20 protein-coding genes and 1 pseudogene are annotated in these 15,742 nt (G+C 64.2%); 18 read left to right on the forward strand and 3 right to left on the reverse strand.

Annotated features, from left to right (window positions below; translation table 11 throughout):
* The 17 genes from RBT42_RS15870 to xth all read left to right on the forward strand — a co-directional run.
* On the forward strand, positions 1–444 hold a 444-nt coding region (locus RBT42_RS15870), incomplete at its 5' end, for a hypothetical protein (RefSeq protein ID WP_320366885.1).
* A gap of 89 nt (positions 445–533) precedes the next feature.
* The gene (locus RBT42_RS15875) at positions 534–926 is read left to right on the forward strand and encodes a VOC family protein (RefSeq protein WP_320366887.1); all 393 of its coding nucleotides are present in this window, start codon (positions 534–536) and stop codon (positions 924–926) included.
* Between the two features lie 71 nt (positions 927–997).
* Positions 998–1,492, forward strand: a complete 495-nt coding sequence (locus tag RBT42_RS15880) for a hypothetical protein (RefSeq protein ID WP_320366891.1) — start codon at positions 998–1,000, stop codon at positions 1,490–1,492.
* Between the two features lie 45 nt (positions 1,493–1,537).
* A complete protein-coding gene (locus tag RBT42_RS15885; protein WP_320366893.1) occupies positions 1,538–1,930 on the forward strand; it encodes a VOC family protein in 393 nt (130 codons plus the stop codon).
* 52 nt (positions 1,931–1,982) lie between these two features.
* On the forward strand, positions 1,983–2,438 hold the full coding sequence (locus RBT42_RS15890; protein WP_320366895.1) for a hypothetical protein: 456 nt from the start codon (positions 1,983–1,985) through the stop codon (positions 2,436–2,438).
* A 9-nt stretch (positions 2,439–2,447) separates the two neighbouring features.
* Positions 2,448–2,897, forward strand: a complete 450-nt coding sequence (locus tag RBT42_RS15895) for a GNAT family N-acetyltransferase (protein WP_320366899.1) — start codon at positions 2,448–2,450, stop codon at positions 2,895–2,897.
* Positions 2,898–3,092: 195 nt separating this feature from the next.
* Complete coding sequence (gene yfcF / locus RBT42_RS15900) at positions 3,093–3,713, forward strand: glutathione transferase (protein WP_320366900.1); 621 nt, start codon at positions 3,093–3,095, stop codon at positions 3,711–3,713.
* Between the two features lie 19 nt (positions 3,714–3,732).
* The gene (locus RBT42_RS15905) at positions 3,733–4,140 is read left to right on the forward strand and encodes a VOC family protein (protein ID WP_320366901.1); all 408 of its coding nucleotides are present in this window, start codon (positions 3,733–3,735) and stop codon (positions 4,138–4,140) included.
* Positions 4,141–4,243: 103 nt separating this feature from the next.
* Positions 4,244–5,254, forward strand: coding sequence for a catalase family peroxidase (locus tag RBT42_RS15910; protein ID WP_320366903.1), 1,011 nt, complete (start codon positions 4,244–4,246; stop codon positions 5,252–5,254).
* A gap of 23 nt (positions 5,255–5,277) precedes the next feature.
* Complete coding sequence (locus RBT42_RS15915) at positions 5,278–5,802, forward strand: cytochrome b (RefSeq protein WP_320366905.1); 525 nt, start codon at positions 5,278–5,280, stop codon at positions 5,800–5,802.
* Positions 5,803–5,880: 78 nt separating this feature from the next.
* Positions 5,881–6,216 carry an ankyrin repeat domain-containing protein gene (locus RBT42_RS15920; protein WP_320366907.1) on the forward strand — a complete coding sequence of 112 codons (336 nt, stop codon included), beginning with the start codon at positions 5,881–5,883 and terminating at the stop codon, positions 6,214–6,216.
* Positions 6,217–6,240: 24 nt separating this feature from the next.
* Entirely contained in the window at positions 6,241–6,519 is a 279-nt protein-coding gene (locus tag RBT42_RS15925) for a hypothetical protein (RefSeq protein WP_320366909.1), read from the forward strand.
* A complete protein-coding gene (locus RBT42_RS15930) occupies positions 6,516–6,968 on the forward strand; it encodes a signal peptide prediction (RefSeq protein ID WP_320366911.1) in 453 nt (150 codons plus the stop codon). Before RBT42_RS15925 ends, RBT42_RS15930 begins: the two co-directional genes overlap by 4 nt.
* A 65-nt stretch (positions 6,969–7,033) precedes the next feature.
* The gene (locus RBT42_RS15935; protein ID WP_320366913.1) at positions 7,034–8,074 is read left to right on the forward strand and encodes a nitronate monooxygenase; all 1,041 of its coding nucleotides are present in this window, start codon (positions 7,034–7,036) and stop codon (positions 8,072–8,074) included.
* A gap of 81 nt (positions 8,075–8,155) precedes the next feature.
* Positions 8,156–8,647, forward strand: coding sequence for a dihydrofolate reductase (locus tag RBT42_RS15940; RefSeq protein WP_320366915.1), 492 nt, complete (start codon positions 8,156–8,158; stop codon positions 8,645–8,647).
* Positions 8,648–8,785: 138 nt separating this feature from the next.
* Positions 8,786–9,544, forward strand: coding sequence for a TerC family protein (locus RBT42_RS15945; RefSeq protein WP_320366917.1), 759 nt, complete (start codon positions 8,786–8,788; stop codon positions 9,542–9,544).
* A 190-nt stretch (positions 9,545–9,734) separates the two neighbouring features.
* Positions 9,735–10,514 (forward strand): exodeoxyribonuclease III, encoded by a 780-nt coding sequence (gene xth / locus RBT42_RS15950; protein ID WP_320366919.1) that lies wholly within the window; start codon positions 9,735–9,737, stop codon positions 10,512–10,514.
* Here the strand turns inward: xth and mutY are convergent, their stop codons facing one another.
* From mutY to mutM, 3 genes are all read right to left on the reverse strand, one after another.
* A complete protein-coding gene (mutY, locus tag RBT42_RS15955) occupies positions 10,515–11,609 on the reverse strand; it encodes an A/G-specific adenine glycosylase (protein ID WP_320366921.1) in 1,095 nt (364 codons plus the stop codon).
* Positions 11,606–13,585, reverse strand: a complete 1,980-nt coding sequence (locus RBT42_RS15960) for a dynamin family protein (RefSeq protein WP_320366923.1) — start codon at positions 13,583–13,585, stop codon at positions 11,606–11,608. Before RBT42_RS15960 ends, mutY begins: the two co-directional genes overlap by 4 nt.
* Positions 13,586–13,683: 98 nt before the next feature.
* A complete protein-coding gene (gene mutM, locus RBT42_RS15965) occupies positions 13,684–14,514 on the reverse strand; it encodes a bifunctional DNA-formamidopyrimidine glycosylase/DNA-(apurinic or apyrimidinic site) lyase (protein ID WP_320366925.1) in 831 nt (276 codons plus the stop codon).
* A gap of 70 nt (positions 14,515–14,584) precedes the next feature.
* Between mutM and RBT42_RS15970 the strand changes: the two are divergent.
* Positions 14,585–15,742 (forward strand): annotated as a pseudogene (locus RBT42_RS15970) (hypothetical protein); the annotation flags it as partial.

Consider the following 15,742-nt stretch of genomic DNA (forward strand, 5'->3'; position numbering starts at 1 on the left):
GTCGAGGAACTCGCGCTTGCGCGTTCTCTTGGTCTTGCGTTCAAATCCAGTGGTGCTCAGGCTCATCTGCTTCATGCTGTCACTGTCTCACATTCAGGGCTGCATGCGGAGGTTTTGCAGACCATCCCTAAGCGGACGGCACACGCCTGGGTGGCAACGGTGTTGCTCGGCGGCCTGACCGCTGGCGCCATGCCCGCGGCGCTCGCGCAAACCTCCGGCTCACTGCCCATCTACCGCTGCATTTCCGCTGACGGCACGTCCAGCCGCATCAGTCGTACGCCCTGTGCAGCCGGAGAAACGGGCACAGCCAAGCAAGCAGTGGCCGGCACGTCCCAACAACAGCCAGCCATCGTCCGCCAGACCCTGAGCGTGCCGGCCCAGAGCCAAGCACAGGAGGAAAGCACCCACCGCCGCCCCCACACAACTCACCGTCGACGGCGTTAAATTGGCTGCACCCTTTTGGGCTTGGGGGCTCAGATTGACGCCTGAAGGGCCTCACGCTCATCAATTCCTCTTCAATGAAGGAGAGAAAGATGGACCCTGTCATTCACTTCGAGATGCCCTATGAAGACGCCGCGCGTGCAGCGAATTTCTATGGCACAGCCTTCGGCTGGCAGACACAAGCACTCGGCCCACAGATGAGCAACTACATCGTTGCGAACACCTGTGAGGTCACAGGTGGGCGACCAGCTCGACCTGGCGCCATCAATGGCGGGCTCTTCGAAAAGACGCCAGATAGCACAGCTCAGCACCCATCGGTGGTCATCGCGGTAGCAGACATTCACGCATCCATGGAGAAAGTTGAAAGGGCGGGCGGAACGGTTCTTGGCGAGCCCATGGACATTCCAGGAATTGGCGCCTACGTTTCATTTCTCGACACGGAAGGCAACCGTGCGGCCATGTTGCAACCCCTGCCCCAACCGTAGCTCATGGCGCTTGCGGCGCAAAGCTGAGGCGTCGTGAACCAAGCAGCTCGCCATACATGAAGGGAGATTCAGTGCTCAAACCAGTTATACAGGAAGAAACCACCGGCTGCGGCATTGCCTCGGTTGCCAATATTCTGGGTAGAACGTACTCGGAAGTGAAGGCCGCAGCCAATGCCATGGGCATCCATGCCTCAGACGAATCACTGTGGTCCGATACGCAGTATGTGCGGCGCATGTTGTCGAGCGCAGGCATCAATACATCCTCAGACGAAATCCCATTTGAATCCTGGAATTCATTGCCCGATCTGGCCTTGTTGTCCATCAAGCATCATCAGGAAGAGGGCAAGAACTTCTGGCACTGGGTTGTATTCAAACGTGTGAACGGCCAGCCTTACGTGCTGGATTCGGCGAGTTACCTGCCGTCCAATATCCGTCAGGATTTCGATGCCATGCAGCCCAAATGGTTCATTGAGGTCAAAGATGACAACGCCGCGGCTTTGCCAGTCAACGTGACATTCGGGAAAATGGTCACGGCGGATGGCCAGGCGTCGCAACAAACTGTGTGATGTTCAGCTGATAAACCGATGCAGATAACCCGTCAGGAGGCCACCATGAAACTCGGCTACACCATCGTTTACGTCCCGAACGTGGCGGCCTCACTGGCGTTTTGTGAGCAGGCCTTCAGCCTGCCGCGTCGCTTTCTGCACGAGTCGGGCACCTATGGCGAGCTGGCCACGGGCGAGACCACGCTGGCCTTTGCCGCACACGAGCTGGGGGATGCCAACTTTCCCGGCGGTCACGTGGCCGCCCACACTTCACCCCAGCCTCTCGGCTTTGAGATCGGGCTGGTTACCAACGATGTGGCCGGCGCCCACGCCAAAGCCTTGGCCGCAGGCGCCACCGAACTGGCGGCCCCGGTCACCAAGCCATGGGGTCAGGTCGTGTCTTACGTGCGCTGTCCAGACGGCCTGCTCGTCGAGCTGTGTACTCCCATCGCAGGTTAACGCCACAGGGCTCAAGCTCACTCACTGATTCGTTCAGCCACCGAATTCGCCCATGATCGAACTGCTTCCAGCCCTCGAGGGCTTCATCAGCACGGCAAAGGCCATGGCGTCGTTTGACGCATTCCGCAAGAACCGCAAGGGTGACGCTCGCGCGCTGATCGAGGAGCTCAAAGGCAACTCACGGCTGTGTTTTCGCGTGATCACTGACGGCGTTTCACCAGAAACGGTCATCCCACACTTTGTGACCACTGAGTTTGATCGCCTGAACAAGGCAGGATTCAACTTCAACCTGCTTCAACGCAAACGAATTCCACCCTTCCCAGGGATCGAGAGGACGGATCTGGCCTCTTGGACCGACAAGACGACCGAGGCGCTCATCGTCAACATTTACGACAAAATCAAGAACGTCCAATCCATTCATCAATTCGCGTCGGGCAATGCCAGCATTCGCCGCCGAATCATCAACATACACAAGCGAATTCTTCTCCTGCTTCGCCACGCCGAGTGAGTCATCAACATGGTCATCCACGTTCGCCATTTTGAAGAATCCGATCGGGAGCCGCTCCGTCTCTTGTACGTGGCCTCTCGCGACGCAACCTTCACATGGGAACCCAGCGGGTCACATCAAGCTGCCGATTTTGACAAGCATACCGAGGGTGAAATCATTCTCGTCGCGGTCGTGGAAGCGGAAATTCGTGGCTTCGCCTCCATTTGGGAGCCTGACAGCTTCTTGCACAACCTGTTCGTTCATCCCTTACACAAGCGGCAAGGTATTGGCCAGGCACTGCTAAAGGGCTGCAATCCGTATTTTGCAAACACCCCGACACTCAAATGCCTTCAAGCCAACATTAACGCTGCGCAGTTTTACTATTCCCAAGGGTGGATAACGCTCCGAGATGAGACAGGACCGGAGGGGCCATACCACCTCATGGCCAAGCGTGCCCCCCATGGCTGGGTAACGCCGTGAAGCAGTTGCCCTCCAGGGAGCACAGGTTCAAGATGCCTCTTTGACACCGCCAGTCCCCAGGGTGCCTGTTGACGAATGCCTCAGGCTACGCAATCCTCACACACATCCCTGAGGGGCACGCATCGAAACCGCCTACCTGCCACGGCAGTGGGCGCCCCGCACACTGAACCAGCCCATCGCGGCAGGAGCTGCGCCATGAAGCTGTTTGTCGACTCCAACTACCTGTCGCCCTACGCCATGTCGGTGTTCGTGGCGTTGCGCGAGAAGCAACTGCCTTTCGAAACCGTGCTGGTGAACCTGGAGCGGCACGAACAGTCAGATCCCTTGTACGCCGAGGTGTCCACCACACGGCGCGTGCCGGCCATCAGTGACGACGGCTTCCACCTGTCCGAGTCATCGGCCATCTGCGAGTACCTGGAAGACCGTTACCCCGGCGCCGCGCTCTACCCGTCCGACATCCAGTCCAAAGCCCGAGCCCGAGAGATTCAGGCTTGGTTGCGCAGCGACCTCCTGCCCATTCGGCAAGAGCGCTCGGCCGAGGTGGTGTTCCTGAAGCGCAGCCTAGCGCCGCCGCTGTCGGCCGAGGCGCAAACGTCGGTCCGCAAGCTCATTGCGGCCACGCAAACCTTCCTGCCACCTGGCCGCTCCTCGCTGTTTGATCAGTGGTCCATCGCCGACACCGATCTGGCACTCATGCTGAACCGCCTGCGTCTGGCGGGTGACGCGCTGCCTGCCAGGTTGGCCGCGTATGCCAAAGCCCAATGGCAGCGACCCAGCGTGCAGGAATGGCTCAACCTATCCAGACCTGAGTGTTGATTCGCATCAGGAGCACATCATGGAATTCCACCGCGGCCGGCTGTTCGATCATGTGCACCTGCGGGTGTCAGACCTGACAGCCAGCAAGCGTTTCTACCGCGCGGTGTTCGCCGCACTGGGTTGGCCCGACATCGTGCAAGAAGGCCCCGACTTCTTCTATGCCGACGAACTGGTGGTGGAGGCGGCCGGCGAGTATGTCTCGCGTGTGCACCTCGCCTTCCAGGCCCCTGACGAAGCCACCGTGCAAGCCTTCTATCAGGCCGCGCTGGCCGCAGGTGGCCTCGACAACGGCCCTCCCGGTGAACGCGCCTATCACCCGGGCTACTACGCCGCCTTTGTGCTCGACCCGGACGGCAACAACATCGAAGCCGTCTGCCATGGCCCTCACCATCGCAGCGCGCCTTCGGTCGTCATTCGGCCTGAGTGAGGCCCAGCGGCATTAACCCCACATCCCCGGTCGTGCGTAAAGTTGGCCACAATGCGGCACTTCACGACTTCATGTCACGACAAGAAGAAAGGATGACCGGGCTATGTCCGCTTTTCGGTATGCCGCCGTGGTGCTGGCGGTGGGCTCACTGGCTGGTGTCATTTACGTCGTGGCCAGCGGTGCGGGGCAATCCAGCATCACCGCCCAACGGTTTGTGAACCTGCAAGAAGGACCCACCCCTCACGAGGGCTTCCGTCGTGCGCACGCCAAGGGCTTCTGCGTGGCGGGCGAGTTCCAATCCAGCGGCAAGCTGGCCCCCTACTCCAGCGCACAGGTGTTTCAAGCCGGCCAGACGGGCTTTGTCGGCCGCATCTCGATTGCCGGCACCAACCCGACCGCGCCTGATCTGCGCTCGCCGGTTCGCAGCCTGGCGCTGAGCCTGGGCCAGGGCGATGCCAACGGTTGGCGCACCGCCATGAACACGCCACCGGTGATGGCAGTGGGCACCCCCGAGGCTTTTTACGAGCAGTTGTCGGCCCTGGCCCCCGATCCGGCCACGGGCCAGCGCAATCCGCAGCGCATCCAGGCCTTTTTTGCCTCACACCCTGAAACGCAGGCCTTTCTCGCGTGGCAAAAGGGCTATGTGCCCACACAGAGCTTTGCCACCGAGCGTTATCACAGCATCAATGCGTTCTACCTGCTGGGACCTGCCGGTCAGCGCCAGGCCGTGCGCTGGGCAGCGGTGCCTGCCGCTGACACGCTCGCCGAACCGCTCACCGCGCTCAACCCCAACGACCCCGATGCGCTGCAAGCCGAGTTTCTGGCCCGGGTCAAGCAGGCCCCTGTGGTGTTCGATCTGGTGTTCACCTTGGCTGCGTCCACCGACAACGAGAACGACCCCACCGTGCCGTGGCCCGAGGATCGACCCCAAGTGGTGGCCGGCCAGTTGCTGATCCGCGAAGCTCGGCCCGAAGCCAATGGGCAATGCAAGGGCATCAACTTTGATCCGCTGGTGTTGCCCGCCGGCATGGCCGCCACCGAGGACCCCATCTTGCGCGCCCGCTCGGCTGCCTATGCGGAGTCCTTCCGCCGCCGCGCCCGCGAAAGTCTCTGACCCACCCCATTGGAATGCACATCATGAGTCAAGCTGATGTTTACAGCCTGCCCGCACGCATCCTGCACTGGTCCATGGCGCTGTTGCTGTTCTCGCTCTTGCTGGCCGGCCTGGCCATGGTGCAGAGCCTGCAAACCTGGCACCTCACCTTGCTGACCGCGCACAAGTCCTTGGGCGTGCTGGCCTTGCTGTTGGTATTGGTGAGACTGGTCGTGCGCCTCACCCACAGGCCCCCGGCCCTGCCCAGCACCCTTTCGGCCGCACAGAAACACGCGGCCCACGGCACGCAGGTGCTGCTGTACGTGGCCATGTTGGCCATGCCGATCACCGGCCTGCTGATGCAAGGCGCAGCCGGGCGACCGGTGAGCGTGTTCGGCCTGTTCACGGTGCCAGCATTGCTGCCGGTCGACCTCCGCACCTACGGCCTTTTGCGCGAGTTGCATGGCTGGGGTGCCTGGGGACTCATTGCGCTGGTGCTGCTGCACATCACCGCCGCCTTGCACCATGGCCTGATCAAACGCGACAAGGTCCTGCGCAGCATGCTGTGATCCCTGCGCACAGTCGCAAGGCAGCGCGGCACGGCTGCCCTATAGTGCGCAAAGCAAGCACGCACACGGGAGATCGCAATGTCTGCTGGAGACTGGAAGGACCTGTATCAGGCCGCCCTGGATGGCAACCTCGCGCTGGTCGACTACCACATCAGCCAAGGCGTCAACCCCAACTACCAGCACCCCGAGATCATGTGCACGCCCCTGGTGGCCAGCCTGATCCAAGGACACGATGAGGTGGCGAACTACCTCCTCGCACACGGTGCCGACCCCCATCTCATGTCCGACTTTGATGGCCTCACGCCACTGCAAGCGGCACGCAAGCATGGCCGCACCGATCTCATCACCACCCTGACCCGCCTGCACGCCCGCGAGCCGCGCCAGCCTTTCTGGTGGCGCTGGCTGCCCATCTGAGTGCAGGGCGGAGTACATCACACCATGCGCTACATCTACTGGCTGCTCTTGATGGCCACCGCCGTGGTGGCCGTCCTCAACTTCCGCATCCGCTGTGAAAGTTTCGGCTGCATGGGCCTTGGCGTTGCGTGGTTTGCTTGGTCGGGCCTGTACCTGGTCACACTCATCGCAGGTCTGATTGCCCTGCTCAAGGCCCGAGACGCTCAAAACAAGCGGCCTGTCACATGGCCACTCCTGGGTCAGTTGGCTGGTGGGGTGGCCCTCGGCATCTACTGGTTGATCGGGGTTTCAGGCTTCTCATGAAGCGCCAAGCCACCATGCGTCAGCACAGCCGCCTCTTGACATTTCTTCGGTATGCGTGGGCATCCCCGTGCTCACTCGTCGGCGTGTTGCTGGCCGCGCCCATCCTGCTCCTGGGTGGCCGCGCTCACCTCCACACCGGGGTGCTGGAGGTCGCCTTACCGGGCCATCGACGCACGCGCCTCGACCTGGGGGCCATCACCCTGGGCCATGTCGTGCTGGGCGGCAGCGAACACACGCTGAGCCAGTTGCGCGCCCATGAACAGGAACATGTGCGACAGTACGAGCGGTGGGGCGTGGTGTTTTTCCTGGCGTACCCGGCCTCCAGCCTCATACAGTTGCTGCGAGGCCGACATCCGTACTGGCTCAATCACTTTGAGGTTCAGGCCCGCGCCCTGTGCGAACAACGCCGTGCGGACCTCTCTGAGAAGCCCCCGAAAGCCGAGGCATGAGAATCGCGCCCAGTGCATGAGCGCACGCACCTCATCGCTTTCAACTGCCCACATCGAGCTCACCCATGCGCCTGCAGCAACTCCTCGGCATCGACCTCCCCATCATCCAGGCCCCGATGGCCGGCGTGCAAGGCAGCGATCTGGCCGTGGCGGTCTCCAATGCGGGCGGTCTGGGCTCACTGCCCTGTGCCATGCTCACCCCGGATGCGCTCAGCAAGGAGCTGGCGACCCTCCAGTCCCAGACCACCCGACCGTACAACGTCAACTTCTTCTGCCACACATCGCCCACGCCTGACCCCGAGCGCGAAGCCACCTGGCGCGCCGCTTTGGCACCCTACTTCACCGAGTTCGGCATCGATGTGAACGCCATCCCGTCCGGGCCAGGACGCCTGCCCTTCAGTGCCGGCATGGCCGAGTTGCTGGCCACGTTCAAGCCCCCGGTCGTGAGCTTTCATTTCGGCCTGCCCTCCGCAGATCTGATGGCGCGCGTGAAAAGCTGGGGCGCCAAAGTGCTGTCCTCGGCCACCACGGTAGACGAAGCCCTCTGGCTGGAGGCTCACGGAGTGGACGCCATCATTGCGCAAGGCCTGGAAGCCGGCGGGCACCGAGGCATGTTCCTGACCGACGACATTCAGACGCAAGTCGGCACCTTCGCCCTGTTGCCCCAGATCGTGCAAGCCGTGACGGTCCCGGTGATCGCGGCCGGCGGCATTGCCGATGCCAAGGGCGTGGCCGCCGCCATGGCCCTGGGTGCTGCCGGTGTGCAGGTCGGCACCGCCTACCTCACCTGCCCCGAGGCCACCACCAGCGCCCTGCACCGCGCAGCACTCCACAGCGAGCAAGCCCGTGTCACCGCCCTCACCAACGTGTTCACCGGCCGCCCGGCACGCGGCATCGTCAACCGCGTCATGCGCGAGCTCGGCCCCATCTGCCCGGCCGCCCCCGACTTCCCGCTGGCCACGGCGGCCATCACCGTCTTGCGCGCCAAGGCCGAAAGCCAAGGCATCACCGACTTCACACCCCTGTGGGCGGGGCAAAACACCAGCGGCTGTAGGAACCTGCCAGCGGCCGAGCTGACCAGATCCTTGATGCGGGTATCTGGCTGAATACCGTGAGCGCCAAGCTGGGGTGAAGTTGTTCGCCCCCTACACTCACGCTCCAGAACGAGCGCACACTCTCCCGCCACCATGTCCACCTCCACCCTCATCCTGATCGCCGCCGTGGCCCGCAATGGCGCCATCGGCAAAGACAATGCCCTGCTGTGGCGCCTGCCCGAAGACCTCAAGTTCTTCAAGCGCACCACCCTCGGTTGCCCGGTCATCATGGGCCGCAAAACCTTCGAGTCCATCGGTCGCCCTCTGCCGGGTCGCCGCAACATCGTCGTCACACGCAACACCGCCTGGCAGCACGAAGGGGTGGACGTGGCCCATACCCTGGACGAGGCCCGTGCCCTGGTGTCCGACCAGGCGCGCGTGTTCGTCATCGGTGGCGGCGAGCTGTATGCCCAGGCCCTACCGCAGGCGGACGAGCTCATCCTCACCGAAGTCGATGCCGACTTCGACGCCGACGCCTTCTTCCCCACCTGGGACCGCAGCACCTTCACCGAAGTCAGCCGCGAGACCCACCAGGCCGAGGCGGGCTGGCCGTATCACTTCGTCGTGTATCAGCGCCACAAATAAGTGCCCCCAAATTCAGTTTTTACTGAATCAACGCAACCTTAAATTCGCATTTACCTGAAGACCGGCACGCGCTATCGTGACCGGTTTGGCGTTTTGCGCCGCCTTTTTTTCTTTCCCGAACCCTCCTGAAGTCCCCTCATGGAATTCCTGCTCGACCCCAATATCTGGATCGCCTTCGCGATGCTGACCGCCCTGGAAATCGTCCTCGGCGTCGACAACATCATCTTCATCTCCATCCTGGTCGGCCGCCTGCCCGCCGACGTGCGCGACAAGGCTCGCCGCATGGGCCTGGCCTTCGCCATGATCTCGCGCCTGCTGCTGCTGTTCTCGCTGAGCTGGGTCATGAGCCTCAAGGCCGACCTCTTCCACATCTTCGACTTGGGTATCAGTGGCCGCGACCTGGTGCTGCTGTTCGGTGGACTGTTCCTGCTCTGGAAGGCCTCGCACGAGATCTTCGTCGAAGTGGAGGCCCGCGAAGAAGACCACGCGCCCGACACCGACCCGGCCCTCATCAAGGCCGCAGGCGCCCGCCTGTTCTGGGGCATCATCGCCCAGATCGCCGTCATCGACATCGTCTTCTCGCTCGACTCGGTCATCACCGCCGTCGGCATGGTCGACCAGATCGGCGTGATGGTGGCTGCCGTGATCACCTCGGTCGGCGTGATGCTGTTTGCCGCCAAACCCATCGGTGATTTCGTGGACGCACATCCCTCCGTCAAGGTGCTGGCTCTGGCCTTCCTCGTGATGGTCGGCATGGCCCTGACCGCCGAAGCGCTCGACGCCCACGTGCCCAAGGGCTACATCTACGCTGCCATGTCCTTCTCGTTGGCGGTGGAGTTTCTCAACATCCGCGCGCGCACCAAGCGCCTGGCGTTGAAGGCCGCAGCTCAGGCTTGATGCACCGGCGCTCAGCGCCCGCACTGTACGCAATGCACCAAAGGCCGACCATGTGTCGGCCTTTTTCATGCGCCGCACACCGCCACCACCCACCCCGCTGCCAGCAAGGCCCACGCACAACAGCGACAATCCGAGTCATCCGACGCGCCCTGTGCGCCTCCCAGACCCGATCCGCCAAGGCCTCTCCCCCATGCAACTCGCCACCTGGAACGTCAACTCCCTCTCCGTGCGCCTGCCGCAACTGCTGGACTGGCTCGCCGCCAACCCGGTCGATGCCCTGGTGCTGCAGGAAACCAAGCTCACCGACGACAAGTTTCCCCACGCCGACCTGGAAGCCGCGGGCTACCAGGCCCAGTGGTTTGGCCAGAAGACCTACAACGGCGTCGCCCTGCTGACGCGCAGCGCCAGCACCGAGATCGTCAAGAACATCCCCGGCTTTGCAGACGATCAGGCTCGCGTCATCGCCGGCACCGTCAACGACCCGGTGGTCGGCAGCGTACGCGTCATCGGCTGCTACTTCCCCAACGGCCAGGCGCCTGACAGCGACAAGTTCGTCTACAAGATGAACTGGCTCACCGCGCTGGAAGCCTGGGTGCAGGACGAGCTCACCCGCCACCCCAACCTCGTCATCATGGGCGACTACAACATCGCCCCCACCGACGACGACGTGTACGACCCCGTGGGCTGGAAAGACCAGATCCATTGCACCGTGCCCGAGCGCGAGCACTTCCAGAAGCTGCTGCAACTGGGCCTGACCGACGCCTTCCGCATGTTCGAGCAGCCGCCCAAGCCCTGGAGCTGGTGGGACTACCGCAACTTGGCCTTCCGCAAGAACCAGGGTCTGCGCATCGACCACATCCTGGTGAGCGAGGCGCTCAAGCCACGAGTCAGCGCCTGCGTCATCGACAAGGCACCGCGCAAGAACGAGCGCCCCAGCGACCACGCCCCGGTGGTCGTCACCCTGGGCTGATCAGCCCACCAGCAGGCGCCGCAGCGGCGCCGGCAAGCCCCAGTTGGCCAGGTCGGCCAGCGGCACCCAACGCCCGGCTGGCGCTTGCACACGCAAGGCCGCCTCCAAGCCCAGGGCCTCGGCATCGTTCAGCACCACGCGGCGTGGGTGCAGCCACCAGTCCAGGTGCGTCAGCACATGCTTCATGCGCGGCTGGCGTTCCACCCTGGCGTTCACCGCGCTGCCCAACACGGCCGACACGGCCTCATCGCTGTCCAGCAAAGGCAAGGTCCACAGGCCGGCCCACACGCCCTTGTCGGGCATCTGCTGCAGCCACACCTGCTCGCGCCACTCCGGCCACAACCACCAGTTCTCACGTTCGCTGCGCTTGAGCTTGCGGCTCTTCACCGGGTAACGCTCGGGGTCACCCACCTGGCGTGCCACACACAGATCTGACCAGGGGCACATCAGGCACGACGGCTTGCGCGGCGTGCACAAAGTCGCGCCCAGGTCCATCAGGCCCTGGGTGTAAGACGGCATCACCTCGGTGCGCTGCGGCAGCACCACCTGCGCGGCCGCGATCAGTGCCTTCTCGTGCGAACGCACCGACAGGTCCTCGCCCCAGCCCAGCACCCGGCTGAGCACCCGCTTCACATTGCCATCCATGATGGACACGCGCTCGTCAAAGCAGAACGAGGCGATGGCCGCTGCGGTGGACGGCCCGATGCCCGGCAAGGTCTGCAAGGCTTCGCTGGTGGCGGGGAAACGCCCACCATGCAGGTTCACCACATCCTGCGCACAACGGTGCAGATTGCGCGCCCGGCTGTAGTAGCCCAGCCCGGCCCACAAGGTCAGCACATCGTCCAAAGGTGCGGCGGCCAGCGCCTGCACATCCGGAAACCGCTGCAAGAAGCGCTCGAAGTAACCCAGCACGGTCGTGACCTGGGTCTGCTGCAGCATGATCTCGGACAGCCACACGCGGTACGGGTCACGCAGCTTTTGCCACGGCAGGTGGTGGCGACCATCTTGGTGCTGCCAGGCCACCAGGCGCTCAGCCAAATCAGGGCTCGCCTGCTGCGCACGCTGCAGCATGTTCTCGGGATCCGACAAACTCATGCGGGCAAGACCAGCTCGCCGTCAAACGTCCCCAGAGACGAGTCCTTCACGCCCAAGCGCTCTTCACGCGCCTGCACCAGCAACTCGTCCACCAACACGTTCAGGCGGTTTTGCAGTTGCATCACGCGCTCATCCTGTGCCTGCACATCCTGCAGGCGCGCGTCCAGATCGCTGGCCGCCGACTGGATGCGATCGAGCGACTCATAGCGGCGCTTGAAGTTGCGGCGGCGTTCGCGCAACTGGCTGTCCACCTGCGCCGAAGACGTCTTGCTCCACAACTCGATGTCGTTGCTCACGGTCTCGAACACGACGCGCAGACGCGACACCAGCATGCGACGGAACTGCTCCTGGAAGCCCGGCTGGGCCAGGCGGAAGGCCTGGCTCAGGCCCAGATACTGCACATAGTTGCGCTCGATCAGGTTCAGGTCTTCGGTGTAGCGACGCACATCGAGCGGGGCATCGGCCACCAGGCTGAAACCGAACTCGGCATTGAGCTTGGCATACGAGGCTACCAGCATCGAGTGGATCTCGTCACTGCGTTCCTGCGCCAGCTCCACCAGCGCACGCAGGCGGGCGCACAGCTCGATGAAAGCCTTGCGGGCACCCAGCGGCAGCCACGAGCCGCCCAGCACCTGCTGCAGCGCCTCCACCTCATGACGCAAGCGCTCGGCCGACAGGTCGTGCAGCGCTTCTTTCAGCATGCGCGCATGCACCGTGCGCAAAGCCTGCAGGCGCGCCGTGCACTGCTCGAACTCGTTGGCCTCCATCTGCACGCGCTGCAGCATCAGCTGCACCTTGCCCGAGCTCTTGCCACGCAGGCTGCGCAACTCGGCCAACTGGTCGGCGTACAGACGGCGCATCTCTCCAAAACGGCGCGTGAGCTGGTGCTGGAACTGCACCGCCCCTTGCGAGGCCGCTTCGGCCAGGTTCTCGCGACGCTTGGGCAACAGGCCTTCCGACAGCGCCAGCTCGAAGTCTTCCAGACGGCTCTGCGCCAAGCCGGCGGCGTCACCCGACAAGCGGGCGGCCAGCGCCTGACGTGCCGAGATCGGGAACACGTGGTTCGCCGGAATCTCCAGCGTCTGCGCCACGCTCTCGCACTGGCGCACGATGGTCTGCTGCACCTCGGCGGGCGAGCTCAGCGGGTCCACCAGCGAGTCGATCTTGTTGAGGGCCACGTAACGCGCCAGGGCCGGGCCACAGAGATGATCGCGCCAGATGGCCAGATCGGACTTGGTCACGCCCGTGTCGGCCCCCAGGATGAACACCGTCGCATGGGCCTGCGGCAGCAGACCCAGGGTCAGCTCCGGCTCCGTGCCGATGGCGTTCAGGCCCGGCGTGTCCAGCACCACCAGGCCACGTTTGAGCAAGGGATGCGGCAGGTTGATGCGTGCATGGCGCCACACAGGCACCTCAATGCGCCCATCGGCCTGCATTGGCGGATTGTCTTCGGGGCGCTGTTCGTCCCAGAACCCCAGTCGCGCGGCCTCGTCCTGGGTCACCAGGCGGGTGCGCATTACCTCGCCCAAGGCGGCGGCCATGCCATCCGGATCGGACAAGTCCAGATCCACCCAGGTCCAGGCGGCGTTCTGGCGGCGGTACTCGGCCAGCGAGGCGGCTTCCAGGCGGGTCTCGATAGGCAGCAACGACAGCCCAACCGGATCCGCCGCGTCGTAACCCAGCTCGACCGGACACATCGTGGTGCGGCCTGCCGAAGCGGGCATCATGCGCCGGCCCTTGTCCGAGAAGAAGATCGCGTTGATCAGCTCGGACTTGCCGCGCGAGAACTCGGCCACGAACGCCACCATGAGCTTTTCGCCCGACAGGCGATGGCGCATGGCTTCGAACCACTCGGCCGAGGCATCGTCGAGCAAGTCATGTTCACGGGCAAAGCGGGCCAACGCCGCCAATCGGGCGTCGGTATCGGCACGCCACTGGCCCAGGGCGTCCAGGTGGCTGGCAAAGGTCGGCATCATGGCGTCGATCCTAGCGCAAGGCGCTCATGCTGTAACAAGGGCCATTCCCCAGCCCCATGCAAAAAATGCAGCGTTGCCAGCCAACCCCATCACGTCTGTCACCTTTTCTGACAATTGGGGCAGAAAAACGTCGAGCGTTGACCCTGCACGACCCGCTTCACCGGCGTGCTGCACACGCGACAGGGCTCGCCCTCGCGGCCGTACACGGCGGTGGCGAGCTGGAAGTGCCCTTGGCTGCCGTGCGCATCCTTGAAGTCCTTCAAACTCGAGCCGCCCAAGACCATGGCCTGCCGCAGCACACTCTGCACCTCGCTCACCAGCCGCTCACAACGAGGGCGGCTGAGCTTGCCGGCCGCCAGCCGCGGATCGATCCCGGCCCGAAACAGGGCCTCGCAGGCGTAGATGTTGCCGGCCCCCACCACGATGTCCCCGGCCAGCAGCGCCTGCTTGATCGACACCTTGCGTCCCTTGAGGCGGGCGTGCACATAAGGCCCGTCCAGCGCCGCATCAAAGGGCTCCAGGCCCAGGCCCGCCAGCAGCTTGCCCGGCATGCCCGTGGTCTGCGACTCACCCCACACCACGGCCCCAAAGCGGCGTGGATCGTGCAGGCGCAGCACCCCGCGCGAGGTCACCATGTCGAAGTGATCATGCGGCCCTGGCTCGCCCACCCGGCCGGCAAACGACAGCGAACCCGACATGCCCAGGTGGATCAGCAAGCCACCGCTACGCCCATCGGCCGCCTGCAAAGGCAGCCACAGATACTTGCCACGGCGCTGCACTACGCCCACCTGCCAGCCGATCAGGTCATCACCATCGATGCCCAGTGGCCAGCGCAAAGGCTTGCCGGTGTGCACCGCCAGCACCTCCGCACCCTCGATGCGATCGGCAAAACTCAGGCGGGTGACTTCGACTTCGGGTAATTCGGGCATGCGCGGATTATCTGGCGCCCCGCACACCCCTGTGCACATCAATAGAATGGCCACATCCCTTGGAGAGTCCATGCCTGCACACACGCCCGCGTTCCCACCTGCGATGCCAGCCTTGCGCACCAGCCTGCTGGCTCTGGCCCTGCTGTGCCACAGCGCCTGGGCCGCACCTGACAAGCCGGCCCCACGCAGTGCCACATCAGCCGCCAGCGCCCCCGTGGCCAAGCCGCCGGTGCGCAACTCCGAGATGGACGCGCAGCTGTTCTACCAGGTGCTCATTGCGGAAATTCAGGCCAATGCGGGCGACCCTGGCTCGGCCTACCTGCTCTACCTCGACGCCGCACGGCGCCACAAGAACGGCCAGCTGTTCCAACGTGCCGTCGAAGTCGCCTTGCGCGCCCGTGCTGGCGAGCAGGCCCTGACCGCGGCCAAGGCCTGGCGCCAGGCCCTGCCCCAATCGCGCCCGGCCGCCGAGTTCACCAGCCAGATCCTGATCGCCCTGGGCCGCACCGCCGAGCTGGCCCCAGCCTTGCGCAGCTTCATCCAGCTGACGCCCGCGCCCCAGCAGCCCCAGGTCATCGCCAACCTGCCGCGCAGCCTCAGCCGCCTCAGCGACAAGCAGGCCGCCGCCCGCATCATCGACGAAGCCACCGCCCCCTGGCGCAGCCGCTCGCTCGAGCAAGCCGAAGCCTGGGCCGCCAGCAGCGAAGGCTGGCTGCGTGCGGCCAAACTGGACAAGGCACGCGAAGGCCTTGATCGCGCCATCGCCCTCAAGCCCGGCCTGCCCGTGGCCGGCCTGCTCGCCATCGACCTGATGAAGCAGGCGCCAGACACCGAGGCGATCGTGCGCAAGCAACTGCAGCGCACCGATGCCTCACCTGTGGTGCGCCTGGCCTACGCCCGCCAGCTGACCTTGCTGCAACGCTACAGCGAGGCCGAGCCCCAGCTCGAAACCCTGGTGCGCGAGCAGCCCGATCAGATGGGCCACTGGCTGCTGCTGGCCGCCATCCGCCTGGAGCTCAAGAAGCTCGATCAGGCCGAAGCCGCCTTGCAGCCCGTGCTCGCCCGCGCACAGTCCACTCAAGGACGCGCGCCGGACGCCCCCGCGACCGACGGCAACACGGCCGCCGCCCTGAGCCCCGACCTCGAACAGGCTTACCTGCTGATGGCCCAGGCAGCCGACCTGCGCGGCAAGACCCAAGAGGCCCTGGACTGGATGGAGCGGGCCGAC

This window comes from Aquabacterium sp. (assembly GCF_034003525.1).
Classification (GTDB): Bacteria; Pseudomonadota; Gammaproteobacteria; order Burkholderiales; family Burkholderiaceae_C; genus Aquabacterium.

Excerpts from the sequence above, each read along its gene's own strand:
- RBT42_RS15875 (WP_320366887.1), top strand. The coding sequence starts at position 534 with ATGGACCCTGTCATTCACTTCGAGATGCCCTATGAAGACGCCGCGCGT.
- RBT42_RS15925 (WP_320366909.1), top strand. The coding sequence starts at position 6,241 with ATGCGCTACATCTACTGGCTGCTCTTGATGGCCACCGCCGTGGTGGCC.
- RBT42_RS15930 (WP_320366911.1), top strand. The coding sequence starts at position 6,516 with ATGAAGCGCCAAGCCACCATGCGTCAGCACAGCCGCCTCTTGACATTT.
- RBT42_RS15945 (WP_320366917.1), top strand. The coding sequence starts at position 8,786 with ATGGAATTCCTGCTCGACCCCAATATCTGGATCGCCTTCGCGATGCTG.
- RBT42_RS15910 (WP_320366903.1), top strand. The coding sequence starts at position 4,244 with ATGTCCGCTTTTCGGTATGCCGCCGTGGTGCTGGCGGTGGGCTCACTG.
- RBT42_RS15885 (WP_320366893.1), top strand. The coding sequence starts at position 1,538 with ATGAAACTCGGCTACACCATCGTTTACGTCCCGAACGTGGCGGCCTCA.
- RBT42_RS15915 (WP_320366905.1), top strand. The coding sequence starts at position 5,278 with ATGAGTCAAGCTGATGTTTACAGCCTGCCCGCACGCATCCTGCACTGG.
- RBT42_RS15895 (WP_320366899.1), top strand. The coding sequence starts at position 2,448 with ATGGTCATCCACGTTCGCCATTTTGAAGAATCCGATCGGGAGCCGCTC.
- mutY (WP_320366921.1), bottom strand. The coding sequence starts at position 11,609 with ATGAGTTTGTCGGATCCCGAGAACATGCTGCAGCGTGCGCAGCAGGCG.
- RBT42_RS15905 (WP_320366901.1), top strand. The coding sequence starts at position 3,733 with ATGGAATTCCACCGCGGCCGGCTGTTCGATCATGTGCACCTGCGGGTG.
- yfcF (WP_320366900.1), top strand. The coding sequence starts at position 3,093 with ATGAAGCTGTTTGTCGACTCCAACTACCTGTCGCCCTACGCCATGTCG.
- RBT42_RS15960 (WP_320366923.1), bottom strand. The coding sequence starts at position 13,585 with ATGATGCCGACCTTTGCCAGCCACCTGGACGCCCTGGGCCAGTGGCGT.
- RBT42_RS15935 (WP_320366913.1), top strand. The coding sequence starts at position 7,034 with ATGCGCCTGCAGCAACTCCTCGGCATCGACCTCCCCATCATCCAGGCC.
- RBT42_RS15890 (WP_320366895.1), top strand. The coding sequence starts at position 1,983 with ATGATCGAACTGCTTCCAGCCCTCGAGGGCTTCATCAGCACGGCAAAG.
- mutM (WP_320366925.1), bottom strand. The coding sequence starts at position 14,514 with ATGCCCGAATTACCCGAAGTCGAAGTCACCCGCCTGAGTTTTGCCGAT.
- RBT42_RS15940 (WP_320366915.1), top strand. The coding sequence starts at position 8,156 with ATGTCCACCTCCACCCTCATCCTGATCGCCGCCGTGGCCCGCAATGGC.
- RBT42_RS15920 (WP_320366907.1), top strand. The coding sequence starts at position 5,881 with ATGTCTGCTGGAGACTGGAAGGACCTGTATCAGGCCGCCCTGGATGGC.
- xth (WP_320366919.1), top strand. The coding sequence starts at position 9,735 with ATGCAACTCGCCACCTGGAACGTCAACTCCCTCTCCGTGCGCCTGCCG.